Consider the following 21,533-nt stretch of genomic DNA (forward strand, 5'->3'; position numbering starts at 1 on the left):
CAAAAAGCCATAAAAAAGAAGCAGCTTTTCGGCTGCCTCTTTTTGAAAGTACTCTCATGTTCATGTTATGATTCCATTTGTCTTGCCAGAAAACCTGCTGCTGTTTCAACTGCTTTTTGTTCTACTTCTCCTAATGAACCTTCCTTAGAATAGATAATTACAGCACCGATTGGATCACCATTTGCGATAATTGGTCCAATGGTATAAGCGGAGATTTCCTCGCTGTTACCATCAACCAGCGCTGTTTCTCCAGACTGGTTCATTAATACCGAAGTTCTTTCTTCCATCGTTTTCTCAACGAGGCCGCTGATATTTTTATTTAGGTAGTCCTTCTTAGAACCACCAGCTGTTGCAATATAACTATCTCTATCACATATAAGTACAGGGTTTCCTAAACTATCAAATAAAGCCTCAGCATATTCTTTTGCAAAGTCACCTAATTCACTAATCGGTGAATACTTCTTTAAAATCACTTCTCCATCACGGTCCACAAAGATCTCCAATGGATCACCTTCACGAATACGTAACGTTCTGCGAATTTCCTTTGGGATAACTACACGACCTAAATCATCGATTCGACGAACAATACCAGTTGCTTTCATCCAACGTTGCCTCTCTTTCATCTGATGATTTTTTGCATGTGGCAATGGTTCATATTCCTCAATATGTAACCTTCGCCATATTTGAACTTAGTATCTTTCATCTGGAAAGTTCTATACACTTACAATGACTTTTTCTTGTCATGGTAATTAATTCCATACTAAGTTAAAAACATCAGTTGAAGCTTCAGCTAAGTTGTTTTACAACACAGATGGTGCGTTATCCTCTTTTATTTCATGCATTCCCTGCAGGATTTCATAGATGGCATTTAACCACATTTCCAATGCTGCTTTCTTTACATAAAGGACCATTTTGAATTTACTGCCTTCCATACCAAGACCAACCATTCTTCCGTATTGGTTCGTTAGCTGGAACACTTTATGACCATCCATGGTACCGCTCTTCTCCTCTGATAAAAGGATTGTAACTTCATCTTTGACTTGTTTGATTGATTCTACACCTACTAATAACGCAAAAACTTTAATCTCAGCAATTAAAAATAAGTATGACACCTCAACCGGATATTCTCCAAAGCGATCAATCATTTCCTCTTGCAGCTCTTTCACATCATCAAGATCACTGATACCGCGAAAGCGTTTATACATCTCAATTTTTTGCTGTCCATCAGCTATATAGGAATCTGGTATATAGGCGTCAATATCCAAATCAATTTCGACTGTCTGACGCTTCACTTCATCAGGATTTCCTCTTCTTTCTTCAATTGCCTCCTTCAGCATTTGAGAGTAGAGGTCAAAACCGACTGAATCAATAAAGCCATGCTGCTGGGCACCCAACAGATTACCCGCTCCGCGGATAGACAAGTCCCGCATAGCGATTTTAAAGCCTGAACCAAGCTCAGTAAATTCCTTGATTGCCTGCAATCGTCTTTCCGCTACTTCAGTAAGAACCTTATCCTTTCGATAGGTAAAGTATGCATAAGCAACACGGTTCGACCTGCCTACTCGTCCCCTTAACTGGTAAAGCTGTGAAAGTCCCATTTTGTCAGCATCATTCACAATCAAGGTATTCACATTTGGAATATCCACACCTGTTTCAATAATCGTTGTGCTGACAAGAACATCACTTTCACCTTCTAAGAAGCTGAGCATGACGGATTCCAATTCATTCTCGCTCATTTGCCCATGGGCATAGGTAACCTTCGCATCCGGCACAAGCATGGAAATCTCCTCTGCTTTGCGTTCAATATCTTCAACTCTATTATAGAGAAAATACACCTGCCCATCTCTTGCAAGCTCACGTTCAATGGCTTCCCTGATTAAAGCGCCATTGTATTCCATCACATAGGTTTGAACCGGAAAACGGTTTTCCGGTGGTGTTTCAATGACTGACAAATCTCTAACACCAAGCATTGACATATGTAGTGTCCGCGGTATTGGCGTTGCAGTTAATGTTAGTACATCCACATTTGTTTTAAGTCTTTTTATTTTTTCTTTATGGCTGACACCAAAGCGCTGCTCTTCATCAATAATTAATAAGCCTAAATCATGGTATTGGACTTCTTTGGACAACAGGCGGTGTGTGCCGACAACCACATCGACTGTTCCACTTTTAAGCCCTTTTATGGTTTCTGTTTGCTGCTTTCTCGTCCGGAAACGACTTAACAGAGCAATTTTTACAGGATAGTCCTGAAATCTCTCCAGCATTGTTTGATAATGCTGCTGCGCTAATATCGTGGTTGGTACCAGAATGGCAACCTGCTTTCCATCCGCAACAGCTTTAAAGGCTGCACGAATGGCCACTTCCGTTTTCCCATATCCAACGTCCCCGCATAGCAGACGATCCATCGGCCGCTCTTTCTCCATATCCTTCTTAATTTCCACAATCGAGCGGAGCTGGTCCTCTGTCTCCTGATATGGAAAGGACGTTTCAAAGTCACGCTGCATATCTCCGTCAGGACTGAAAGCATATCCTACCGCCGCTTCCCGCTCTGCATACAGTTTGATTAAATCCTCAGCAATATCCTCAACAGATGATTGGACCTTTTTCTTAACCTTTTTCCAATCACTGCCGCCCAATTTATATATTTTCGGTTCTTTCCCCTCGGAACCGACATATTTCTGCACAAGATTGATCTGGTCTACAGGTACATACAGCTTATCGCTTCCTTGATAGCGGATATGCAAGTAATCTTTATGGACACCATTAATAACCAATGTCTCAATTCCCAGGTATTTCCCTATTCCGTGATTTACATGGACAACATGGTCCCCTACTTTTAATTCAGAATAGCTTTTTATTCTTTCTGCATTTGACAGCTTCTGACGGCGAGGTGACCGCTTGGCACGTTTGGTAAACAGTTCCTCCTCCGTTACAACAGCCACCTTGTGCAAAGGCAGCTCAAAACCAGTAAGAAGGTCACCCCGTACGATTTGCACCTTTCCATTTTGAAGCATGTCACCCGGATTCGATACAACCGCCTCTATGTCATAGTCTGAGAGGATTCGTTCAAGCCTGTTTACCCGCTCTTCATCCGAGCCAAGGAAAGCAACAGCATAATGATTTTTTACCCATCTGTCCACTTCTGCTTTTAACACGTTCATCTGACCATGAAAATTCTGCATTTGCTTACAGGTCATATTAATAATGTTTTGCGGGTTTGTATTCGGTACATGTCGTAAAAAGATTGATAGGTACACAATCGACTGCTTTGAACGCGAAGTTAATTCGGTTAATTGATGTGACATTTTAATACCATGAATGATATTTCCTTCACCCAGTAAACCTGTATACCATTCTGCTTCTTCTTTTTCAAGTGACTCGTTCATTTCCTGCACTCGACTAATTTCATCAATAAAGAAAATAGCATTCTTCTCACAGTAGTCTACTAAACTAGCAGCATGGTCATAGGCAAGGGAAGAATACTTAAAAAGCTGTTCCGGTTTTTGTTTATTTCTCAGCTTCTCCAGCTCATATCCAATATTCTGCACAAGCTGTGTCTTGGCCTTTTCATCTTTAATCTTTTTAATGCTTTCACTTAACCCCTTCTCCAGCTTTTCAACCAGAGTCGTGTATTGTGAATCCTCCAGCGGCATTTCAGTTGCAGGTCCAATTGTAACCTCTGTCAGCTTCTCAATTGAGCGCTGATCCTCCAGTGAGAACGTTCGTATTGAATCAATCTCTGTGTCAAATAACTCCATTCGAATGGGATTTGCTTCCGTTAATGGGAAGATATCAATAATACCGCCTCTAACACTAAACTCACCTGGAGCGGCAATCATATCAGTACGTACATATCCCATTTCAACAAATTGAATCAGCTTTTCGTCTATACTTATATCATCCCCAACCCTAACCTTCAGCTGATACCGTTTCCATACTTCAGGTGGTGGTACGATTTTACGCAGACCAGCAATAGGGACAATGACGATACTATTTCTTTTTTCACATAAACGATTTAATACCTCTATACGTTGTGCCCTTAGCTCCGGGCTTGCAACACTGATTTCTGCTCCAATTAGTTCATTTGCAGGATAAAGAAATACATCATCCTCGCCGATTACTGAAACGAGGTCATCGAACATTTTTTGGGCTTGTAGCAAGTTATGCGTTACTATTAGTATTGGCTTTTTCGTTTTTTCATAGATAGAAGCGATCATCAACGTTCTTGCAGAACCGGACAGCCCTGCAACAAGCTGCTCATGCAGCCCTGCATCGATGCCCTCTATGACGTTTCCTATATCCTCTTGTTGATTAAACAGGCTCTTTAGTCCTAACATATCGCAGCCCCTCCCTCCAATAATGATCATGTTCATATCTAATGTGTTAACATTCGACATTCTTAGATCTTTTTTATTAGTTTATGTTTATTTTCTTACGTCTCTTATTATTGATCCTAATAAATCAGTTTGTTGATTTCCGTTCCAGGCACTTCGCGCACCTTAGGGCGACCGCCGAGCCTCCTCGACACTACGTGTCTCCGGGGTCTCGACTGTCTCACTTCTCCCGCAGGACATTGAATTACTTCTTCGAATCAGCCCACGCACGAGAAAATTCGATAGAATTTTCGAGGAGTCTTCGTGCCTTCCACTATAACTATAATCAACATACTAATTAACAAGGTCCTACGATTAACTTAAATAGAAAAATGCTTTGGAGCTGAATCCAAAGCTTTTAATGAATTAAGAAGTCATTTTGATAATATTGTGGATTTTTTTCAAGTGATTCCTGACAGTCTTCACAAATGGATTTGATTTGGATATCACCTTGAGAATTGTAGGTAATCATATCCTGTCTTTCCTCATCAGATAATGTATGTAAACCGAGTCTCTCTGAATCAACAGAAAATGCTTCAAGAGTTCCTAGTTTGACCCCACAATGCCGACAATGGTAATGAATAGCCATTCCTTACCTCCTAATAACGTTCTATTACAGAACCCATATGCTGAAAGTCATTTATTCAAGAAATAACCAGCGTATGAACAGGTCCTGTGCTTATTTTCCTAATCGTTATTATTGCCAATTATTGTAGAAATCATTCGGTTAATTATACGTATTCATCACTTGTAAAAAAGGCTTCTTAATCCATTCCTCACAGGCGTCCGCACTTTGCTGTACCGCCCCTTTTATTAAATCCTGTTCCTCCTTTGAGAAGCGTCCAAGTACATAATCAGTGATCGACATTCCGTTTGACGGTCGGTTAATGCCTACCCGGATTCGATTAAATTCCTGTGTTCCGACATGGGCAATGGTCGATTTGATTCCATTATGACCACCGGCGCTTCCCTTCTGACGGAGGCGTATTTTACCAGCAGGTAAATCCATATCATCGTATATAACAAGCAGATCCTCTGTGTCAATTTCGAAATAATCCATCATGGCACTTATAGATTCACCTGATAGATTCATGTAGGTTAAGGGTTTTAGTAAAAAAACCTTTTCTCCGTCTATTATGGTCTTTCCGTAAACGCCTTTAAATTTAGCCTGGTCAAGAGCAATATTCAATCTCTCTGCCAAGGCGTCAATCACTTCAAAGCCAATATTATGCCTTGTATGTTCATATTGTTTCCCCGGATTGCCTAAACCAACTATCAGCTTCATGATTCCCACCCTTACGTTAATTGCTCTTCTTAGCAGCTATCTAATATATTATATAGGATATTTTCAAAAAGTGATGATCATAGGAATTGAATTAGCAGTAATAAAGACGTGGTGTTTTCGTTAGGAGTATAAACAGAGGCTGTTAGCGTTTCTTATAACAACCTCTGAATGTTTCAATAAACAAAGATACTACCCAAGGATACCCTTTTATTCCTCACCGCCATTTGTATCTGTTTGTTCCAGATTATCATGTGGTGCTTCGCTCTGCTTTTCACCTGTATCAATCTCTTCTTCCTGACGCGGAGCTAGAATGGAAGCTATCACTTCATCATCTTCATGGTTGAAGGTAATGGAGGAATAGTTCACTTTTATATCCGAAATGGTCACTTTTTCTTCAACTTGTAAATTCGTTACATCTACATCGATTGATTGTGGAATATTTGTTGGCGTTGCGGTAACAGAAACCTCATGTAACGATTGCTGCATAACACCGCCCTCTTTCACGCCAGCCGCATCCCCAAGCAATGTCACTCTTACATTTGCATTCAGCTCTGTAGACATATCAACAGCACGAAAATCAACATGAACCAAAACGTTTTTTAATGGGTCTGCTTGATAATCCGTTAAAATGACATTTTGCTTGCTTCCATTTACATCTAAGGAGATTACGCCATTTCTCCCAACATCCTTGATCGTCTTAATGAGATCCTTTTCACTTATATAAATGGACTTATTTTCCGTCTTTGACCCATAAATAACGCCAGGAATATTTCCTTCCTTCCGAATCTTATTTAAGGCAGAATGACGAAAAACATTTCTTTCCTTTGCTTGTAGAACAGTACTCATAAATACTAGCCCCTTCCAATGTTTTAGTGTCAAGCAGCGACAGGCACCATCCACTCTTATCCTTAGTCGATAAGCGGGCACCTTCTGCATTTCAACGTCCATTATAAAAATTCCCTAAAACATGGAGGTCTAAACATTCAAATCAAAAAAGAAGCAGGATCATTTAAACTTAGTTACTAAATAGTTTAAATTTTCAAAACGAAACATTCAAGTAAAACCTGCCATTTGTGCTAAAATTACATATAAGGCTTGCCGGATAGCAAGCCTTATATACATATTTTTAGTCAAACAAGATACTTACGGATTGTTCCTCATGTACACGGATGATTGCTTCTGCTAATAATGAAGCAACAGAAAGGTTTTTAATTTTACTTATTTTCTTTTCTTCTGGAAGAGATATAGAGTTCGTTACCACAAGCTCTTTAATCTTTGAATTCTCAATTCTTTCAATAGCAGGTCCAGATAGAACTGGGTGCGTACAGCAAGCATATACCTCAGTAGCACCGCTTTCTACTAATGCATTGGCAGCTAATGTAATCGTTCCGGCAGTATCGATAATATCGTCAATCAGGATACAAACTTTCCCTTCTATGTTACCAACAATATTCATGACTTCAGCCACATTTGGTCTTGGACGGCGCTTATCAATTATGGCAATCGGTGCTTTTAAGCGGTCTGCCAATTTTCTCGCACGCACTACTCCACCATGGTCAGGTGAGACAACGACAATGTCACCGCCATAATCACGTTCTTTGAAATATTCAGCCAAAATTGGCACACCCATTAAGTGGTCAATTGGGATGTCAAAGAAACCTTGAATTTGTGGTGCATGCAAATCTAATGTAATAACACGTGTTGCCCCAGCAGTTTCAATCAGGTTAGCAACCAATTTTGCTGTAATTGGCTCACGAGCTCGTGCCTTACGGTCTTGACGGGCATATCCATAATACGGCATCACCACATTAATGGTTTTTGCTGAAGCCCGTTTTAAAGCATCAATCATGATTAATAGTTCCATTAAATGCTCGTTAATTGGAGTATTAGTTGATTGAATAACAAATACATCACAGCCACGAATACTCTCTTCAATGTTAATCTGGATCTCTCCATCACTGAAACGGGCAACAGAACATTTTCCAAGCTCAACGCCAATTACCTCTGCGATTTGGCTGGCAAGCTCCCGGTTTGAGTTTAAAGAAAATACTTTTAAATTAGGATCCAAATACTGATTAGACATGGTAACCTCCAAATGGTTATTTATTTACATTTAGCTTTTGCACATAGTTCTCTTTATTGACTTGACGCGAGCGGGCAACCGCAAGTGCATCACCAGGTACATTTTTAGTAATTGTTGAACCTGCTGCTACATAAGCACCTTTCCCAACCGTCACTGGAGCGACAAGATTAGAGTTGCAGCCGATAAATACTCCATCCTCTATTTTTGTCAAATATTTACTTTTACCATCATAATTAACTGTTATAGAACCGCAGCCAATATTTACATCGCTGCCAACCTCTGCATCACCAATATAACTTAAGTGTGAGGCTTTGCTGCCTTTTCCGAATACAGCCTTTTTGATTTCGACAAAATTGCCTATTTTCACATCATCATAAATCGCTGAATCAGGTCGAATATGGGCAAATGGACCGATATTGACATGGGAGCCAATTTGGCTGTCATGGGCAACAGACTGTCTAATGACTGTAGCATCACCAATTTGGCAGTCCTTTATTTCACTATTTGGACCAATTTGACTATCAGAGCCAATAATCGTTTTACCAATAATCATCGTTCCCGGCAAAATAACTGTGTCCGTTCCAATTACAACATCTGCTCCAATATAGGTATTCGACGGATCGATGATGGTAACTCCATTTCTCATATGCTGACGATTAATACGCTGTTTCATGATTTGCTCTGCTTCTGAAAGGGCAACCCGGTCATTAACCCCAAGCGTTTCAGCAAAATCAGACGTTTTAAAGGCCGTTACCACTTCACCTTTGTTTTTTAAGATTTCAATCACATCCGGTAAATAATATTCACCTTGAACGTTATCGTTCGTGACTTCACTTAATGCTTTGAATAGAGCCTGATTATCAAAACAATACGTTCCAGTATTGATTTCTGCAATTAATCGTTCCTCATCAGATGCGTCTTTATGCTCAACGATTTTCTCAACCAAACCTGCTTCATTCCTCACGATTCGGCCATAGCCGGTCGGATCATCTGCTTGAGCTGTTAAGACTGTGACTTTTGCTCCCTTTTCCTCATGATGCTTAAAAAGTGCTTCCATCGTTTCAGCTTTAATTAGAGGAGTGTCACCGCATACTACAAGAGTCGTTCCTTGTTTCCCGCTAAGTAATTCGTTGGCCTGCATAACAGCATGACCAGTTCCAAGCTGTTCTTCTTGCAGAACATATTCACTTTGATTACCTAGTTGAGCCTTTACCATTTCTGCCCCATGGCCAATAATCGTAACCGTTTTATCTATATGAAGCTTCGATATTTGATCAACGACATGTTGAACCATAGGTTTGCCGCAAACAGGATGCAGGACTTTATATAGCTTCGATTTCATTCTCGTCCCTTGACCCGCGGCTAATATGATTGCATAACGAGTAAGCATGAACAGGCCTCCAATTACCTTTTTATCCATTTTAAAATATATCTTAATTAACGCTTCTTTTCAAGGTAAGAAATAAATAACCAACCTTTTTATGTAATCATATCTGAAGGATTGGTCGCCATGAGCTGAAGGGGGAATAGCTTCATTGAGGCTTTGACGAGGTTTACGTTTTGTAATAATAGTGGAGGCAATCATCAAAAAAAAAGAGCCTTTCTTATGAAGAAGGCTCTAGATGTATACATACTTTTAATTTCTATGAAGCTCCAGCTTCTTCAAATTCTACTTCTACTTCGCCTAAGCGATGATACTCAGCTAAAACAGCTTCCTGAATCTTACCGCGTGTTCCCGAGTTGATTGGGTGGGCGATATCGCGAAATTCACCATCTGGTGTACGTTTACTTGGCATTGCTACAAATAAACCATTGTTTCCATCAATGACGCGGATATCATGAACAACAAACTCGTTATCCAACGTAATAGATGCGATCGCTCTCATGCGTCCATCCGTATTAACACGGCGTAATCTTACGTCAGTTACTTCCATTTTGTTCACCACCTTTGCACAAAGATTTAATAACTAAGATAATAATTCAACAGAATTTTCTTAATTCCTGCTAAGTTAAATATTTTTTTCAAAAAAGTAGGAAAAAATTTCAAAATTATCATAATCTATTCTTTTACGCAGTGATGGTATGCCTATTTGAAGCAAAAAACGCCCGTCTTATTTGACGAGCGCAATTACTTCAATTTCTACTAATGCATCTTTAGGTAAACGCGCCACCTCTACACATGATCGAGCAGGCTTATGCGTATGGAAATATTCACCGTAAACTTCATTAACTGAACCAAAATCATTCATGTCTTTAATAAAAACAGTTGTCTTCACAACCGTTTCCAGTGAAGCTCCCGCTTCCTTTAGAACTGCTTGAAGATTTTTGAATACTTGATGTGTCTGTTCTTTTACATCCCCATTTACCATTTCACCTTCTGCCGTTAATGGAATTTGCCCAGAGCTGTAAAAAACATTATTCACGATGATCCCCTGTGAATAGGGTCCAATTGCTGCAGGTGCTTCTGTTGTGCTTACTACTTTCATTTGTATTCCTCCTAATCATCTGCTAATTATTTTGAAAATAATTTCCCTCTATTACGTTAATCTGTCTTTGTTTTAAGTCAACCTCTGACAGCTTAATTAAAGAAAGATAATTATCTACTAAACGTTCATCGGCGTCTGCCTGCTCTGCTTCAACAAGCACAGCAATTCCAGCTACATTAGCACGGAACTCCTCCAACATTGAAACCATTCCGTTCACCGTGCCTCCAGCCTTCATAAAATCATCGACAATCAAAACATTTGATCCTTCTGCAAGACTTCGCTTGGACAAGACCATAGTCTGAATCCTTTTCGATGACCCGGATACATAGTTAATGCTTACAGTCGGCCCCTCTGTTACTAAACTATCTCTTCTGACAATCACTACCGGAACATTTAAATAACTGGCCACAGCATAGGCAAGCGGTATTCCCTTTGTAGCAACAGTCATGACCACATCAATTTCCGTATTGACATAGGCAGATGCAATCATTCTCCCTACCTTTTGTACAATAGCCGGATTACCTAGGATATCGTTCATGAATAGATAGCCTCCTGGTAAAATCCTTCCCGGGTCTGTCATGAGATCACAAAGCTCTCTAATAAAGCAGAGGGCCTCCTCTTTGTCCACCTGAACTTGAAACTTTACTCCTCCCGCTGCACCTGCAACCGTTTGCAAAGTGCCAATTCCTCTTTCCTCGAACACCTCTTTAATAATAGCTAAATCCTCACTTATCGAGGATTTTGCCGAGCTGTATCGTTCTGCAAAGATCGTTAGAGGAACTAATTGCCGGGGATGAGTTAATAAATACTCCGTCATATCAATCAGACGTTCACTGCGACGAAATTTCACCCAAGAATACCTCCCTTAAAATCCGAATGATTTAATGTTAATATAACATTAATATACGGATTTAATCAAGGGTATGTTGTTCTCCAAGCATTCGAACAGCAAAAACCTGATCACAAAAACCCCTTAGTCCATTATATACTCGTTGCATCCTCGAATCATGATGAACAAGTCCAAATACAGTTGGTCCACTTCCGCTCATTAAAACAGCATCAGCACCGAAGCGTTTCATCTGTTCCTTGATTTGGGCAACCTCCGGGTGAAGCCTTAATGTCACATCTTCAAGCACGTTTCCAAGGTTTGCACAAACACTTGAGAAGTCATTCGCTTCAATTGCCTGAATCATTGACTTTGTATTTGGATGTGTGATGGTTGACAGTTCTAGACGGCGATATACATCTGCTGTTGATACGCCAATAAAGGGCTTCGCTAGAACAACCCAACAGGTAGGAGGCGCCGGCAGGGGTGTAATTACCTCTCCACGACCCTTTGCTAATGCTGTTCCGCCATAAACGCAAAAGGACACATCTGACCCTATCTCCGCCCCGAGTTCAGCTAATTCATGTATTGTCAGGCCTAAGTTCCAAAGCTTATTTAAGCCCCTTAAAGCAGCTGCTGCATCACTGCTTCCACCCGCTAAGCCGGCAGCAACAGGGATTGTTTTTTCAATCGTAATCGCTACTCCCTTGTGAACAGAAAAACGATTCTTCAACAAAAGTGCTGCTTGATAGGCTAAATTTCTTTGATCATCCGGAACAAAGCGATTGTGTGAAATAATTCTAATTTCATCACGATCTAATAAAGTCAATTCCAGACGATCGGCCAAGTCAATGGTTGTCATAATCATCTCTACCTCATGATAACCATCGGGACGCTTATGTAAAACGTCTAATGACAAATTAATTTTTGCCGGTGCTTTTACTAAAAGCTTCAATAATTCCACCAACCTTTATGTAGAAAGCTACCATTAGCTGCTTTATCTAGACAGAGTACCGTGCATTGTCTATCTTCTTAACTAATGGTAAGACGAATTCCGCTAGACAAAATTCGACGTCTCCAGTTTTTGTCCTATTTTACCACAAAATAGTGACTGGAAGACAATATATCCATATAATTCTCTTTAAATAGTGACGTTTCTTTGTATAAAAACAGCCGGAGCATTGCTCCGGCTGGCCGTGATGAATCCATTTTAGATCAAATTCGCTCGTCGAATTTGCGTCCGGATTTTTATCGAGCTCGCTCGATAAATTACCTTTAAAAAATCCGAGACATCCGCCGGAGGCTTAACTTCATTCAGCTGAGGTTTAAACCCTCATTGAACCGAAGATCAATTTGCATTCATCCCACACTTGTAGAAGTGGAGGACTATCGCTGAATGAAGTTGAATAAGTTCGTTACTAAAGTTTTGTAACCTGCGGCATTGAAAAGAGTCTAACGTCGATTGTTTAAAAGATTCTGTTGAGCTATTTCAATGGCACGTTTGACCATATTGCCTGCATCCCTTGCTTTAATGCCGCCCCAGCCTTCCTTTTGAACGACATCGTAGAAACCAAGTTCCTTCGCAAGCTCCTCTTTTAATCCCTCTGGCATGATTCCCCTTCTTCTGCCCAACCTTAACAGCTCCTTTCATCATCCCGGCATTATGTAGTATGAGACCGTAGTGAAGCAATTATAAATGCCTATTTTTGCAATAAAAAATAAGATGAGCCGATGAGAAGAAAAAAAATAAAGCCTTCTCATCGGCTCATCTTACGCTTACCGAAATGTGATGTCTCCATCACTTTACGTTTATTAACTTAAAGCAACCTGTCCTGATGTATCTTCGTAGAACGTAATTTGTACTGTTTCTGTTAGAACATCTGCATAGCTATATGAAACACGTTCAAAAGCATTTTCTTCCTGATCTAGTTCAATTACAAACACAGAAGGATAAGTTTCTGCTAAAACTCCCGAACGCTCAATTGTCTTACGTCTTCCACCGTTTGCCTTGAGCAAAAGTCTTTTTCCTAAATTTGAATCAAGAGCCTTTTTTATATCCGTTAAAGTTTTTGCCATTTCGGTCCACCTCACTATGGAAAATTATACAACAATGGAGCAAAAAAGTCAACCAAAAATATAAATTATAACAGTGTTTAAAAATAAATGTCAATAACTATTGATAGACAAATTACTTTTTTTTTCTACAATAATATCTTTCCCTATTTAAATCAAAATATGTATGGACCTGCCAACGTGATTTCACCACAATCAGAGAATATCTTACCTAAGTAACTCATGTAGTATATGCGACAGGTTCACATTCGGTTCAAACCTTTCAAGTTATTATAAAAACAAATAAGCCGTTTCTAATTACGAACGGCTTATTCTTGATCGACATGCCCATTAAACGGCATACCGGTCCTTAAAATCCCCCTTGTTTCAATGCCGCCAAGCCCCTTTTCACCCGTTAATGTATTTCTTAGTACATCCCAGACATTGATTCTCTCCATAAATGGTGTAAAACTAATTTTTGCCACAATATAAACTGGGTCTAATGCATGAATGTTCACTCGGGAAGGAGAACTGGCGAAGTTTGCACCTGCGTGGATTAATGATTCAAAATGGGACTGGCATGCACCTGCAAAAATAACTAGTTGATCCAAAGAGGGAATTCTCTTTCGTGCTTCTCGGACCGTTTGAACAAAGTCCTTCGAATGCCGATAAGAATTTATATCACTCATATCACCTTTTGCCTTTGAATATGCATCATGTCCTGTAACAACCAAAATATCTGGGCGGTAATGGTCGATTAATTGGCCGACTTTGGCGGCCATCTCCTTTTCATTACAATGAACTCCATTTACCGGAATACCAATTTTTTCATAGAGGGTTAAGCATTTTTTTAAATAGATAGGGTCTCCATCCAAGTGAAGCACCTTCCCAGGGATCTGAAAGTAATTTAACAACTTGGAATATCCACCCGTTGATTCATATTCATGCTTCTCTTTTAATAGATCTATATCCTGACGAAATAGCTCCAGAGATTGCTCCTCCAGCGAACGGAACTGCATTGACTTTTTTGTCCGTTCAGATTGATTCACGATGACTAAATCCTCAAAAGGAGCGTCTGCAATTAGGCGATAATCCTGACCATATAAAATAGCAATCTTATTATGACTGTCACCTTTAATATCAATTACTCGAAATAAAATATCACAATGATAAGACTTTCTGCCAACAATGTCCATTTTTTTAATACTCATTGGCTCCACTCCATTTTGTCAGCATGCGGATATAATGCTTAAAGCACCGATACCTCTAAAATACCTCTGACATAAAATATGCAGCAGTCCAGTCATCTGTGAATTTAATAAAAGCTGCCCCCCGTTAAAATGGTGCTTAAAACAAAAACACCCTTATCAGAGTGTTTTAGTTAAAAAATGGATATAAAGCATCACTTAAGCGAGCAAACTCTTCAATCGACAATGACTCACCTCTTCTTCCAGGCTCGATTTCTGCCTCCTGCAACGCAGAAAGGATCTTGTCTTTTTTCAGTTTTCCTTCTGGAAGCTGACTCATTAAATTATTTAGTATCGTTTTTCTCCGTTGAGCAAAGCTTCCTCTTGTAACGGTGAAAAAGAAATCTTCACTTATGACAGGAAAAAGTGGTTCTTTCCGTTTCGTCAATCGAATGACAGCCGAGTCTACATTAGGCTGTGGTATAAAAACAGTCTTCGGAACAATCATAACCGTCTCAGCCTCTGTATAGTACTGGATAGCGATTGATAATGAACCATAGTCCTTTGTCCCTGGCTTTGCAGAAATCCGATCTGCTACCTCCTTCTGCAGCATAACAACGATGCCACGAATCGGCAGCCTCTCCTCTAATAATTTCATGATAATTGGTGTTGTCACATAATATGGCAGATTAGCCACAACCATTACATCATCCAGTCCGGAGAATTCCTGCTCCATGACCTCTTGGACATTTGCCTTAAGCACGTCCTGGTGGATAATCTTTATATTGTCATAGGGATCCAATGTTTCTTCAAGTATAGGAAGCAGCCGCTGATCAATTTCAAAGGCAACTACTTTTTTACACCTTTTGGCAAGCTGCTCTGTTAAAGCACCAATACCTGGTCCCACTTCAATTGCTGCTGATTCAGCTGTCAAACCGGCGTTGTCTACAATATTTCTTAAGATATTTGTGTCAATTAGAAAGTTCTGTCCTAAGCTCTTTTTAAAGGAGAATCCGTATTTCTGTAAAATTCCCTTTGTTCTTCCAGGTGTTGCAACATCTCTATGCATCTTGTTCCTCCTTACGGATAACCTCTACGGCTTCAATAAATTTCTCTTTGCTTATCTCGAATACCATTAGTCGTTTATGAAGCTGTTTTCCGTTTGTATAACCGATTTTAAGTAATCGTCCCAGCTTTTCTCTTCTGTCCTTTGCCCCACTGCCTCCAATTAAGCCTGCTGTGATTAGATCCTCATTTGTGATTTCCTCCACGGCCTCTGCCTGCATTAATTGGGCATCCTGTAATGCCCTTCTAATTGTTTCAGCTGAGGCATGTTCAACTCCGACCCCTTTCCCACGCTTATGGATGGCCATCTCCTTTGGAATAAACGCATGCTTGCAGCCTGGAACCCTTTCTGAAATGATATTGCGGATCTTCTGGCCGGGAAAGTCAGGATCTGTTAACACAATTACGCCTCTCGTTTGCTGGGCCAACTTTATTTTTTCAATCGTCTCATCATTAATAGCTGATCCATTTGTTTCAATTGTATCGGCGTTAACCGCCTGTTGAATGGCTGTCGTATCATCCTTACCCTCGACAACTATGATTTCTTTAATTTTCATTGTGCCTCCCTATGTTAAAGAAAATTGTTAATTTTGGTTCGCTTGTTGATTGTAGTGGAAGGCACGAAGACTCCTGCGGGAGAAGCGAGACAGTCGAGACCCCGCAGACACGGAGTGTCGAGGAGGCTCGACGGTCGCCCTAAGGTGCGCGAAGTGCCTGAAACGGAAATCAACAACCAAGTTTAACAAGTCAAAAAAAAATAAAATAAAATTGCAAAAAAAATGAAACATTTTTGTAATCTGTTACGTCTATATATATAAATACAATCCTTATTATAGCTCAAGTAATGAAAAAGAAAAAACGCAGAGGAAAAAATCCCCTGCATCTTGGTTAGTTTAGAATTTTTATTTTCACTGTTTTTCTTCCCCATTGATAAGCATCCTGCTTTGAGGCAATAAACACATCAATTTTATTTCCTTTAATAGCTCCACCGGTATCTGCTGCAATAGCATAACCATAGCCTTCAACATATACCTTTGAACCAAGTGGAATCACACTGGGATCAACAGCAATTACCTTTGCACCTGGATTGGCATGAAGATTCACTCCAGTTGCAGTAGTCCCGGAACAACCGCTGCAGCTTGCCGTATAAGCAGTGGCAGTAACATATATTTCTCTTCCGCTTTCCGCTCCACGGGAAGCGACTTGAACAATCTCTTTTGAACCTACAGCGACAACTTGGTCTACCTTATCCTTTATGATTGTCTCTTTCAATACGGATCGAGAAACCTCTTGTCCATTTTCCTTTGTAATCTCATATTCTCTTGAAACAAGTCCTTCTTGACCAGGTGTCAAAATCTTTTCTGACCCCTTGTCTAAATTTTCATCTTTCTGAGTGACTACAGCAAAGCTTAATGGTTCTTCCACTACATCGGTGACTTTTTCTACTCTAATGACATTTACCATGCCATTTTCTAAAACAGCGCTGTCTAAACCTGGTTCCACCCGGTCTAGCTCTGTTAGTGTAACTCCCTGTTGATGTAAAAAGTCAGCGACCGTAGTCGAAGTGGACCATACGTCCTTCACTACTCCACCGTCATTAAGGGTGAGTGGGAATGCTTTATTGACTACTACATTCATGCCCTTTTGCAAAATTGTACTAGATTTGGGCTTTACTTGATCAAACTCATTTACTTCGATGCTCTGTTCCTTTAAAAATTCGTCAACTGTAACAGCTGTCGTCCAAACCGTCTTATCTTCATTTACTGTTGATAACTTAACCTGTTTTGCCGATTTCCAAACAACTTTTAAATTGTCTGTTACCCTAGAATTTTTCGAGGGAAACAAATAGTCCTTAGACTGTAACGATATATTTTTTTCTTCAAGTAGCTCTTGAACGTTTGTTGCATGTGTTTTTATGACCCTTTCCTTCCCATCAAGCGATAGGGTCACTGAATGCTTTGTGGTTTCATATGTAATAAAACCTGCTGAAAACAGCAAAACTATGAAACTCGCAATAATTATAGACAATTTTTTGGTGTTAACAAGCTTGGAAAACAGGTTTTTCATGTGCTGAATCCCGATGAAAAACGCCTCCTTTTCTCTTCGAGTGATTATATAAACAATCTTACCTGCTGTCAACCCCACTACTTTCCTCAAGGTTAGTTCCTATTATGCTGAAGACTTATCAAAAAAGTAAAGTGTGAGTTATCGACAAGGTTATTATATAAAGACAAGGAGACGTGTAGAACTTTAGAGAAATCGGAATATTTTGGACAACCATCTGCTAAAATCGACAGTAAATCTTATCAGTTTATGTCGAATAATTTTTTTGCATTTTCAGTTGTGATTCTTTCAACCTCTTCCACGGAAATTTCCTTCAATTCAGCTATTTGCTCTGCCACTAGCCTTACATAGGCAGGTTCATTTCTTTTTCCTCTATTTGGATGCGGAGCCAAGTATGGACAGTCCGTTTCAATCAATAGCTTTTCGAGTGGAACTACCTTTGCCACCTCTTTTGGTTTTTTTGCATTCTTAAATGTAACCGGGCCGCCTAGCGATATTAAAAAGTTCAATTTAATGCATTCCAATGCTGTTTCAGCACTGCCACTAAAGCAGTGCATGATGCCTCCTACTTCGTCTGCACCTTCCTCTTTCAGGATGGTCATAATATCTGAGGTTGCCTCACGATTATGGATCACAATTGGCAACTTCACCCTTTTGGCCAATTGAATTTGTCTCCTAAAAACATCCTGTTGCACATCCTTTGGAGATTTATCCCAATGATAATCCAACCCCATCTCACCAAGCGCCACAACCTTGGGGTGTGCTGATAATTCTTCAATCCATAGCAGATCCTCATCAGTCATATCAATTGCATCAACTGGATGCCAGCCGACACACGCATAAAGAAAATCATAGGCTTCCACAAGTTCCATTGCCCTTTGGATTGTTGGACGATCAAACCCAACAACAAGCATACGTTCTACCCCTGCTTGTAAAGCCCTGTCAATTACCTCAGCCAAATCTTCTTCAAATTGCTCAGCATTTAAATGGACATGTGTATCAAAAAGCATTACAAACTCCCCTTCCACAAAAATTATTAATTTTTCATTACATTTGTATCAAACCTGTATCTATATAATAGAAGAAACTTGTATAGACAATCTATATTCATAGAAAAATCCCAGAAAACATATAGATATAACTTATTAAAACTTAGAAACTAATTGAAATACTCAATATAAAAAAGGCTTCACATGATGTTCCACGTGAAACGATATTCGACAATATTACCATACCTTTACAATAAATACAGTTTCTTTACCAATAAATAAGAATCTTTTAGTAGATCATGTTAAAGAAATGCCTTGAATTATCATTAACATAGTCTAACAAAGTAAATTATAAAAAATGACAGCGGGGATATCCACCCCCGCCATCTGATGATTTATTTTACTTTTGAACCGAGTGGCAGACTTTCTGGAACGGTAGCTAAAGCTAACTTCCCGTCCTTACTACCTGCTAAAATCATTCCTTGCGATAATTCGCCTCTGAGCTTAACCGGCTTTAGGTTTGTCACACATATTACTCTTTGACCAACAAGCTCTTCCGGTTTGTAGTACTGAGCAATTCCTGAAACTACCTGACGCGTTTCATAGCCTAGGTTTAATTGCAGCTTTAACAATTTATCCGCTTTTTTAACTGGCTCGGCCTCCACAACCTCTGCAACACGTAAATCTACCTTCATGAAGTCATCAATTGTGATTTCATCCACTTCTGGTACTGCTTCTGCCACTTCTTCCTTCTTTTCTTCAACAGCAGGTAAGGGTCCCTGCATTTTCATTTTGATGTAAGCAACTTCTTCTTCAAGATCCAGACGAGGGAAAATCGGTTCACCCTTCAGAACCTTGATGCCTTCTCCAATTTGGCCAAATTGTTCTAGACTATTCCATGTTGTTAATGCTTCATTTTCCACACCTAGCTGGGCAAAAATTTGTTTTGGTGCCTGTGTTAAGAATGGTTGAAGCATGATGGCTGTTCTTCTTAGTGACTCAACTAAATGGACCATAACATCTGCAAGCTTGGACTGATTCTCTGTATCCTTTGCCAGCTGCCAAGGCTGAGTTTCATCAATATATTTATTTGTCCGGCTGACCAATTGCCAAAGCGCCGTCAAAGCTACGGAGAACTCCATTTTCTCCATTGCCTCTTCATATTTTGCTAATGTTGAGTGATTTGCTTCAAGTAACTTCTCTTCAAATTCACCTGTTGATCCGTTGTATGCTGGGACGACACCGTCGAAGTATTTATTAATCATAGCCACTGTACGGTTAAGAAGGTTACCTAAGTCGTTTGCAAGATCAAAATTTAACCGCTCAACAAAGCCTTCTGGTGTAAACACGCCATCTGCCCCAAAAGGAACCTCTCTTAATAAATAATAGCGCAAGGCATCAAGTCCATAACGGTCAATCAACGTAACCGGGTCAACGACATTTCCCTTTGACTTTGACATCTTGCCATCCTTCATTAACAGCCATCCATGTGCAAATACCTTTTTCGGTAATGGAAGATCCAGCGCCATTAACATAATCGGCCAATAAATGGTATGGAAACGGACGATTTCCTTCCCTACTAAGTGAACATCTGCCGGCCAATAGTTCCGATACTTGGTTTCGTCTTCTGAACCATAACCAAGTGCTGTAATATAATTCGTTAATGCATCGATCCATACATATATCACATGCTTCGGATTGCTTGGGATTTTGATTCCCCAATCAAATGTTGTCCGGGAAACAGCTAAATCCTCCAAACCAGGCTTAATAAAGTTATTAATCATTTCATTTTTTCGTGATTCCGGCTGAATAAATTCAGGATTTTCTTCATAGTATGCTAGCAGACGGTCTGCATATTTACTTACTTTAAAGAAATAGGATTCCTCTTTTACCTTTTGGACAGGTCTGCCGCAATCTGGACAGTTTCCCTCTTCCGTTAATTGTCTTTCAGTAAAATAGGATTCACAAGGTGTACAATAGGAGCCTTCGTATTCACCTAAATAAATATCGCCTTGTGCTAATAATCTTTCGAAGATATCAGCTACTACCTTTTTATGACGTTCCTCAGTTGTCCGAATAAAATCATCATAAGAGATATCAAGCTTTTGCCAAAGGTCCTTTATTCCTGATACAATTTCGTCCACATACTGCTGTGGAGTAATACCTTTTTCTTGTGCCTTTTGCTGTATCTTTTGACCATGCTCATCGGTTCCGGTTAAGTACATAACATCATAACCCCGCATGCGCTTATACCTTGCCATTGCATCACCGGCAACGGTTGTATAGGCATGCCCTATATGTAGATTTCCACTTGGATAATAGATAGGAGTTGTTAGATAAAAGGTTTTTCTCTGTTCTCCCATGCTTTTTGCCTCCTTTATAATCAACCTCTGTCAAATATACCATCTTCCATTATATCTCTTAAAATGGCACCAGCAAAATACTTTCAGAATGAATATATATATTATTTTAAAAGTATTGACACCATACCAGTAAACTAACCTTCACTTCTAGTAATTAATAATAAGGAAAAAATTGGTCCTAGCCGTTTGAGAGTTATTTTTTGTAAAATAACATTAGTACTGTTATAATCTAACGTAACTAGTTATAAGCCGCTATTGGAAATTTTTACAATATTATAGGGAAATAAAGTAATTGACGTTTTTTGGAATAGTTGCTATGATGAAAAAGCAAGAGAATTGTCGAATTTTGACGAAAAAACAAAAAATAGATAGATAATATACTAGATTGGAGTGGAGAGGAATAATGAAATCTACTGGTATTGTTCGTAAAGTTGATGAACTTGGACGTGTTGTCATTCCTATAGAATTAAGACGTACGCTTGGTATAGCAGAAAAGGATGCATTAGAAATTTATGTTGATGATGATCGTATCATCCTTAAAAAGTATAAGCCAAATATGACTTGCCAAGTAACTGGTGAAGTATCAGATGACAATTTACAATTAGCAGGCGGCAAGCTAATTCTAAGTCGAGAAGGCGCTGAAAGACTTATTAAAGAAATCCAGCAAAACTTTGATTTAGCTAATAAATAATATTCTTCATTGAAAAAGCTTCTCAATTCGAGAAGCCCTTTTTATTATATAGGAATTGTTAAACATGTT

20 protein-coding genes are annotated in these 21,533 nt (G+C 39.5%); 1 reads left to right on the forward strand and 19 read right to left on the reverse strand.

Annotated features, from left to right (window positions below; translation table 11 throughout):
* Positions 1-65 precede the first annotated feature (65 nt).
* The 19 genes from spoVT to metG form a co-directional block, all read right to left on the reverse strand.
* Entirely contained in the window at positions 66-602 is a 537-nt protein-coding gene (gene spoVT, locus ACHUFV_RS26345) for a stage V sporulation protein T (RefSeq protein WP_394239415.1), read from the reverse strand.
* Between the two features lie 198 nt (positions 603-800).
* Complete coding sequence (mfd, locus tag ACHUFV_RS26350) at positions 801-4,337, reverse strand: transcription-repair coupling factor (protein WP_394239416.1); 3,537 nt, start codon at positions 4,335-4,337, stop codon at positions 801-803.
* Positions 4,338-4,731: 394 nt separating this feature from the next.
* A complete protein-coding gene (locus ACHUFV_RS26355; RefSeq protein ID WP_394239417.1) occupies positions 4,732-4,962 on the reverse strand; it encodes an anti-sigma-F factor Fin family protein in 231 nt (76 codons plus the stop codon).
* A gap of 138 nt (positions 4,963-5,100) precedes the next feature.
* On the reverse strand, positions 5,101-5,658 hold the full coding sequence (pth, locus tag ACHUFV_RS26360) for an aminoacyl-tRNA hydrolase (RefSeq protein ID WP_394239418.1): 558 nt from the start codon (positions 5,656-5,658) through the stop codon (positions 5,101-5,103).
* A gap of 207 nt (positions 5,659-5,865) precedes the next feature.
* Positions 5,866-6,504, reverse strand: a complete 639-nt coding sequence (locus ACHUFV_RS26365; RefSeq protein WP_394239419.1) for a 50S ribosomal protein L25/general stress protein Ctc — start codon at positions 6,502-6,504, stop codon at positions 5,866-5,868.
* A 280-nt stretch (positions 6,505-6,784) separates the two neighbouring features.
* Positions 6,785-7,741 carry a ribose-phosphate diphosphokinase gene (locus ACHUFV_RS26370; protein ID WP_394239420.1) on the reverse strand — a complete coding sequence of 319 codons (957 nt, stop codon included), beginning with the start codon at positions 7,739-7,741 and terminating at the stop codon, positions 6,785-6,787.
* Positions 7,742-7,757: 16 nt separating this feature from the next.
* Positions 7,758-9,131 carry a bifunctional UDP-N-acetylglucosamine diphosphorylase/glucosamine-1-phosphate N-acetyltransferase GlmU gene (gene glmU / locus ACHUFV_RS26375; RefSeq protein WP_394239421.1) on the reverse strand — a complete coding sequence of 458 codons (1,374 nt, stop codon included), beginning with the start codon at positions 9,129-9,131 and terminating at the stop codon, positions 7,758-7,760.
* A 253-nt stretch (positions 9,132-9,384) separates the two neighbouring features.
* Entirely contained in the window at positions 9,385-9,675 is a 291-nt protein-coding gene (spoVG, locus tag ACHUFV_RS26380) for a septation regulator SpoVG (RefSeq protein WP_071393072.1), read from the reverse strand.
* A 177-nt stretch (positions 9,676-9,852) separates the two neighbouring features.
* The gene (ridA, locus tag ACHUFV_RS26385) at positions 9,853-10,227 is read right to left on the reverse strand and encodes a 2-iminobutanoate/2-iminopropanoate deaminase (protein WP_394239422.1); all 375 of its coding nucleotides are present in this window, start codon (positions 10,225-10,227) and stop codon (positions 9,853-9,855) included.
* Between the two features lie 22 nt (positions 10,228-10,249).
* Positions 10,250-11,077 carry a pur operon repressor gene (gene purR / locus ACHUFV_RS26390; protein ID WP_394239423.1) on the reverse strand — a complete coding sequence of 276 codons (828 nt, stop codon included), beginning with the start codon at positions 11,075-11,077 and terminating at the stop codon, positions 10,250-10,252.
* Positions 11,078-11,138: 61 nt separating this feature from the next.
* Positions 11,139-12,008 carry a 4-(cytidine 5'-diphospho)-2-C-methyl-D-erythritol kinase gene (gene ispE, locus ACHUFV_RS26395; RefSeq protein WP_394239424.1) on the reverse strand — a complete coding sequence of 290 codons (870 nt, stop codon included), beginning with the start codon at positions 12,006-12,008 and terminating at the stop codon, positions 11,139-11,141.
* A gap of 497 nt (positions 12,009-12,505) precedes the next feature.
* Positions 12,506-12,685, reverse strand: coding sequence for a small, acid-soluble spore protein, alpha/beta type (locus ACHUFV_RS26400; RefSeq protein WP_394239425.1), 180 nt, complete (start codon positions 12,683-12,685; stop codon positions 12,506-12,508).
* 180 nt (positions 12,686-12,865) lie between these two features.
* Entirely contained in the window at positions 12,866-13,129 is a 264-nt protein-coding gene (gene veg / locus ACHUFV_RS26405; RefSeq protein WP_150442937.1) for a biofilm formation stimulator Veg, read from the reverse strand.
* A 305-nt stretch (positions 13,130-13,434) separates the two neighbouring features.
* Complete coding sequence (yabG, locus tag ACHUFV_RS26410) at positions 13,435-14,316, reverse strand: sporulation peptidase YabG (protein ID WP_394239426.1); 882 nt, start codon at positions 14,314-14,316, stop codon at positions 13,435-13,437.
* A 166-nt stretch (positions 14,317-14,482) separates the two neighbouring features.
* Positions 14,483-15,361, reverse strand: coding sequence for a 16S rRNA (adenine(1518)-N(6)/adenine(1519)-N(6))-dimethyltransferase RsmA (gene rsmA, locus ACHUFV_RS26415; protein WP_394239427.1), 879 nt, complete (start codon positions 15,359-15,361; stop codon positions 14,483-14,485).
* The gene (gene rnmV / locus ACHUFV_RS26420) at positions 15,354-15,914 is read right to left on the reverse strand and encodes a ribonuclease M5 (RefSeq protein WP_394239428.1); all 561 of its coding nucleotides are present in this window, start codon (positions 15,912-15,914) and stop codon (positions 15,354-15,356) included. Before rnmV ends, rsmA begins: the two co-directional genes overlap by 8 nt.
* A gap of 331 nt (positions 15,915-16,245) precedes the next feature.
* Positions 16,246-17,424, reverse strand: a complete 1,179-nt coding sequence (locus ACHUFV_RS26425) for a ubiquitin-like domain-containing protein (RefSeq protein WP_394239441.1) — start codon at positions 17,422-17,424, stop codon at positions 16,246-16,248.
* 239 nt (positions 17,425-17,663) lie between these two features.
* The gene (locus ACHUFV_RS26430; protein WP_394239429.1) at positions 17,664-18,431 is read right to left on the reverse strand and encodes a TatD family hydrolase; all 768 of its coding nucleotides are present in this window, start codon (positions 18,429-18,431) and stop codon (positions 17,664-17,666) included.
* A 374-nt stretch (positions 18,432-18,805) separates the two neighbouring features.
* Positions 18,806-20,773, reverse strand: a complete 1,968-nt coding sequence (gene metG / locus ACHUFV_RS26435) for a methionine--tRNA ligase (protein ID WP_394239430.1) — start codon at positions 20,771-20,773, stop codon at positions 18,806-18,808.
* Positions 20,774-21,176: 403 nt separating this feature from the next.
* On the opposite strand from metG, the gene ACHUFV_RS26440 reads away from it, so the two are divergent.
* Positions 21,177-21,464: an AbrB/MazE/SpoVT family DNA-binding domain-containing protein gene (locus ACHUFV_RS26440; protein WP_394239431.1), complete on the forward strand. Its 288-nt coding sequence runs from the start codon at positions 21,177-21,179 to the stop codon at positions 21,462-21,464.
* The last annotated feature ends 69 nt before the right edge of the window (positions 21,465-21,533 follow it).

This window comes from Niallia oryzisoli (assembly GCF_043641075.1).
GTDB classification, from domain to species: domain Bacteria; phylum Bacillota; class Bacilli; order Bacillales; family Cytobacillaceae; genus Bacillus_BD; species Bacillus_BD oryzisoli_A.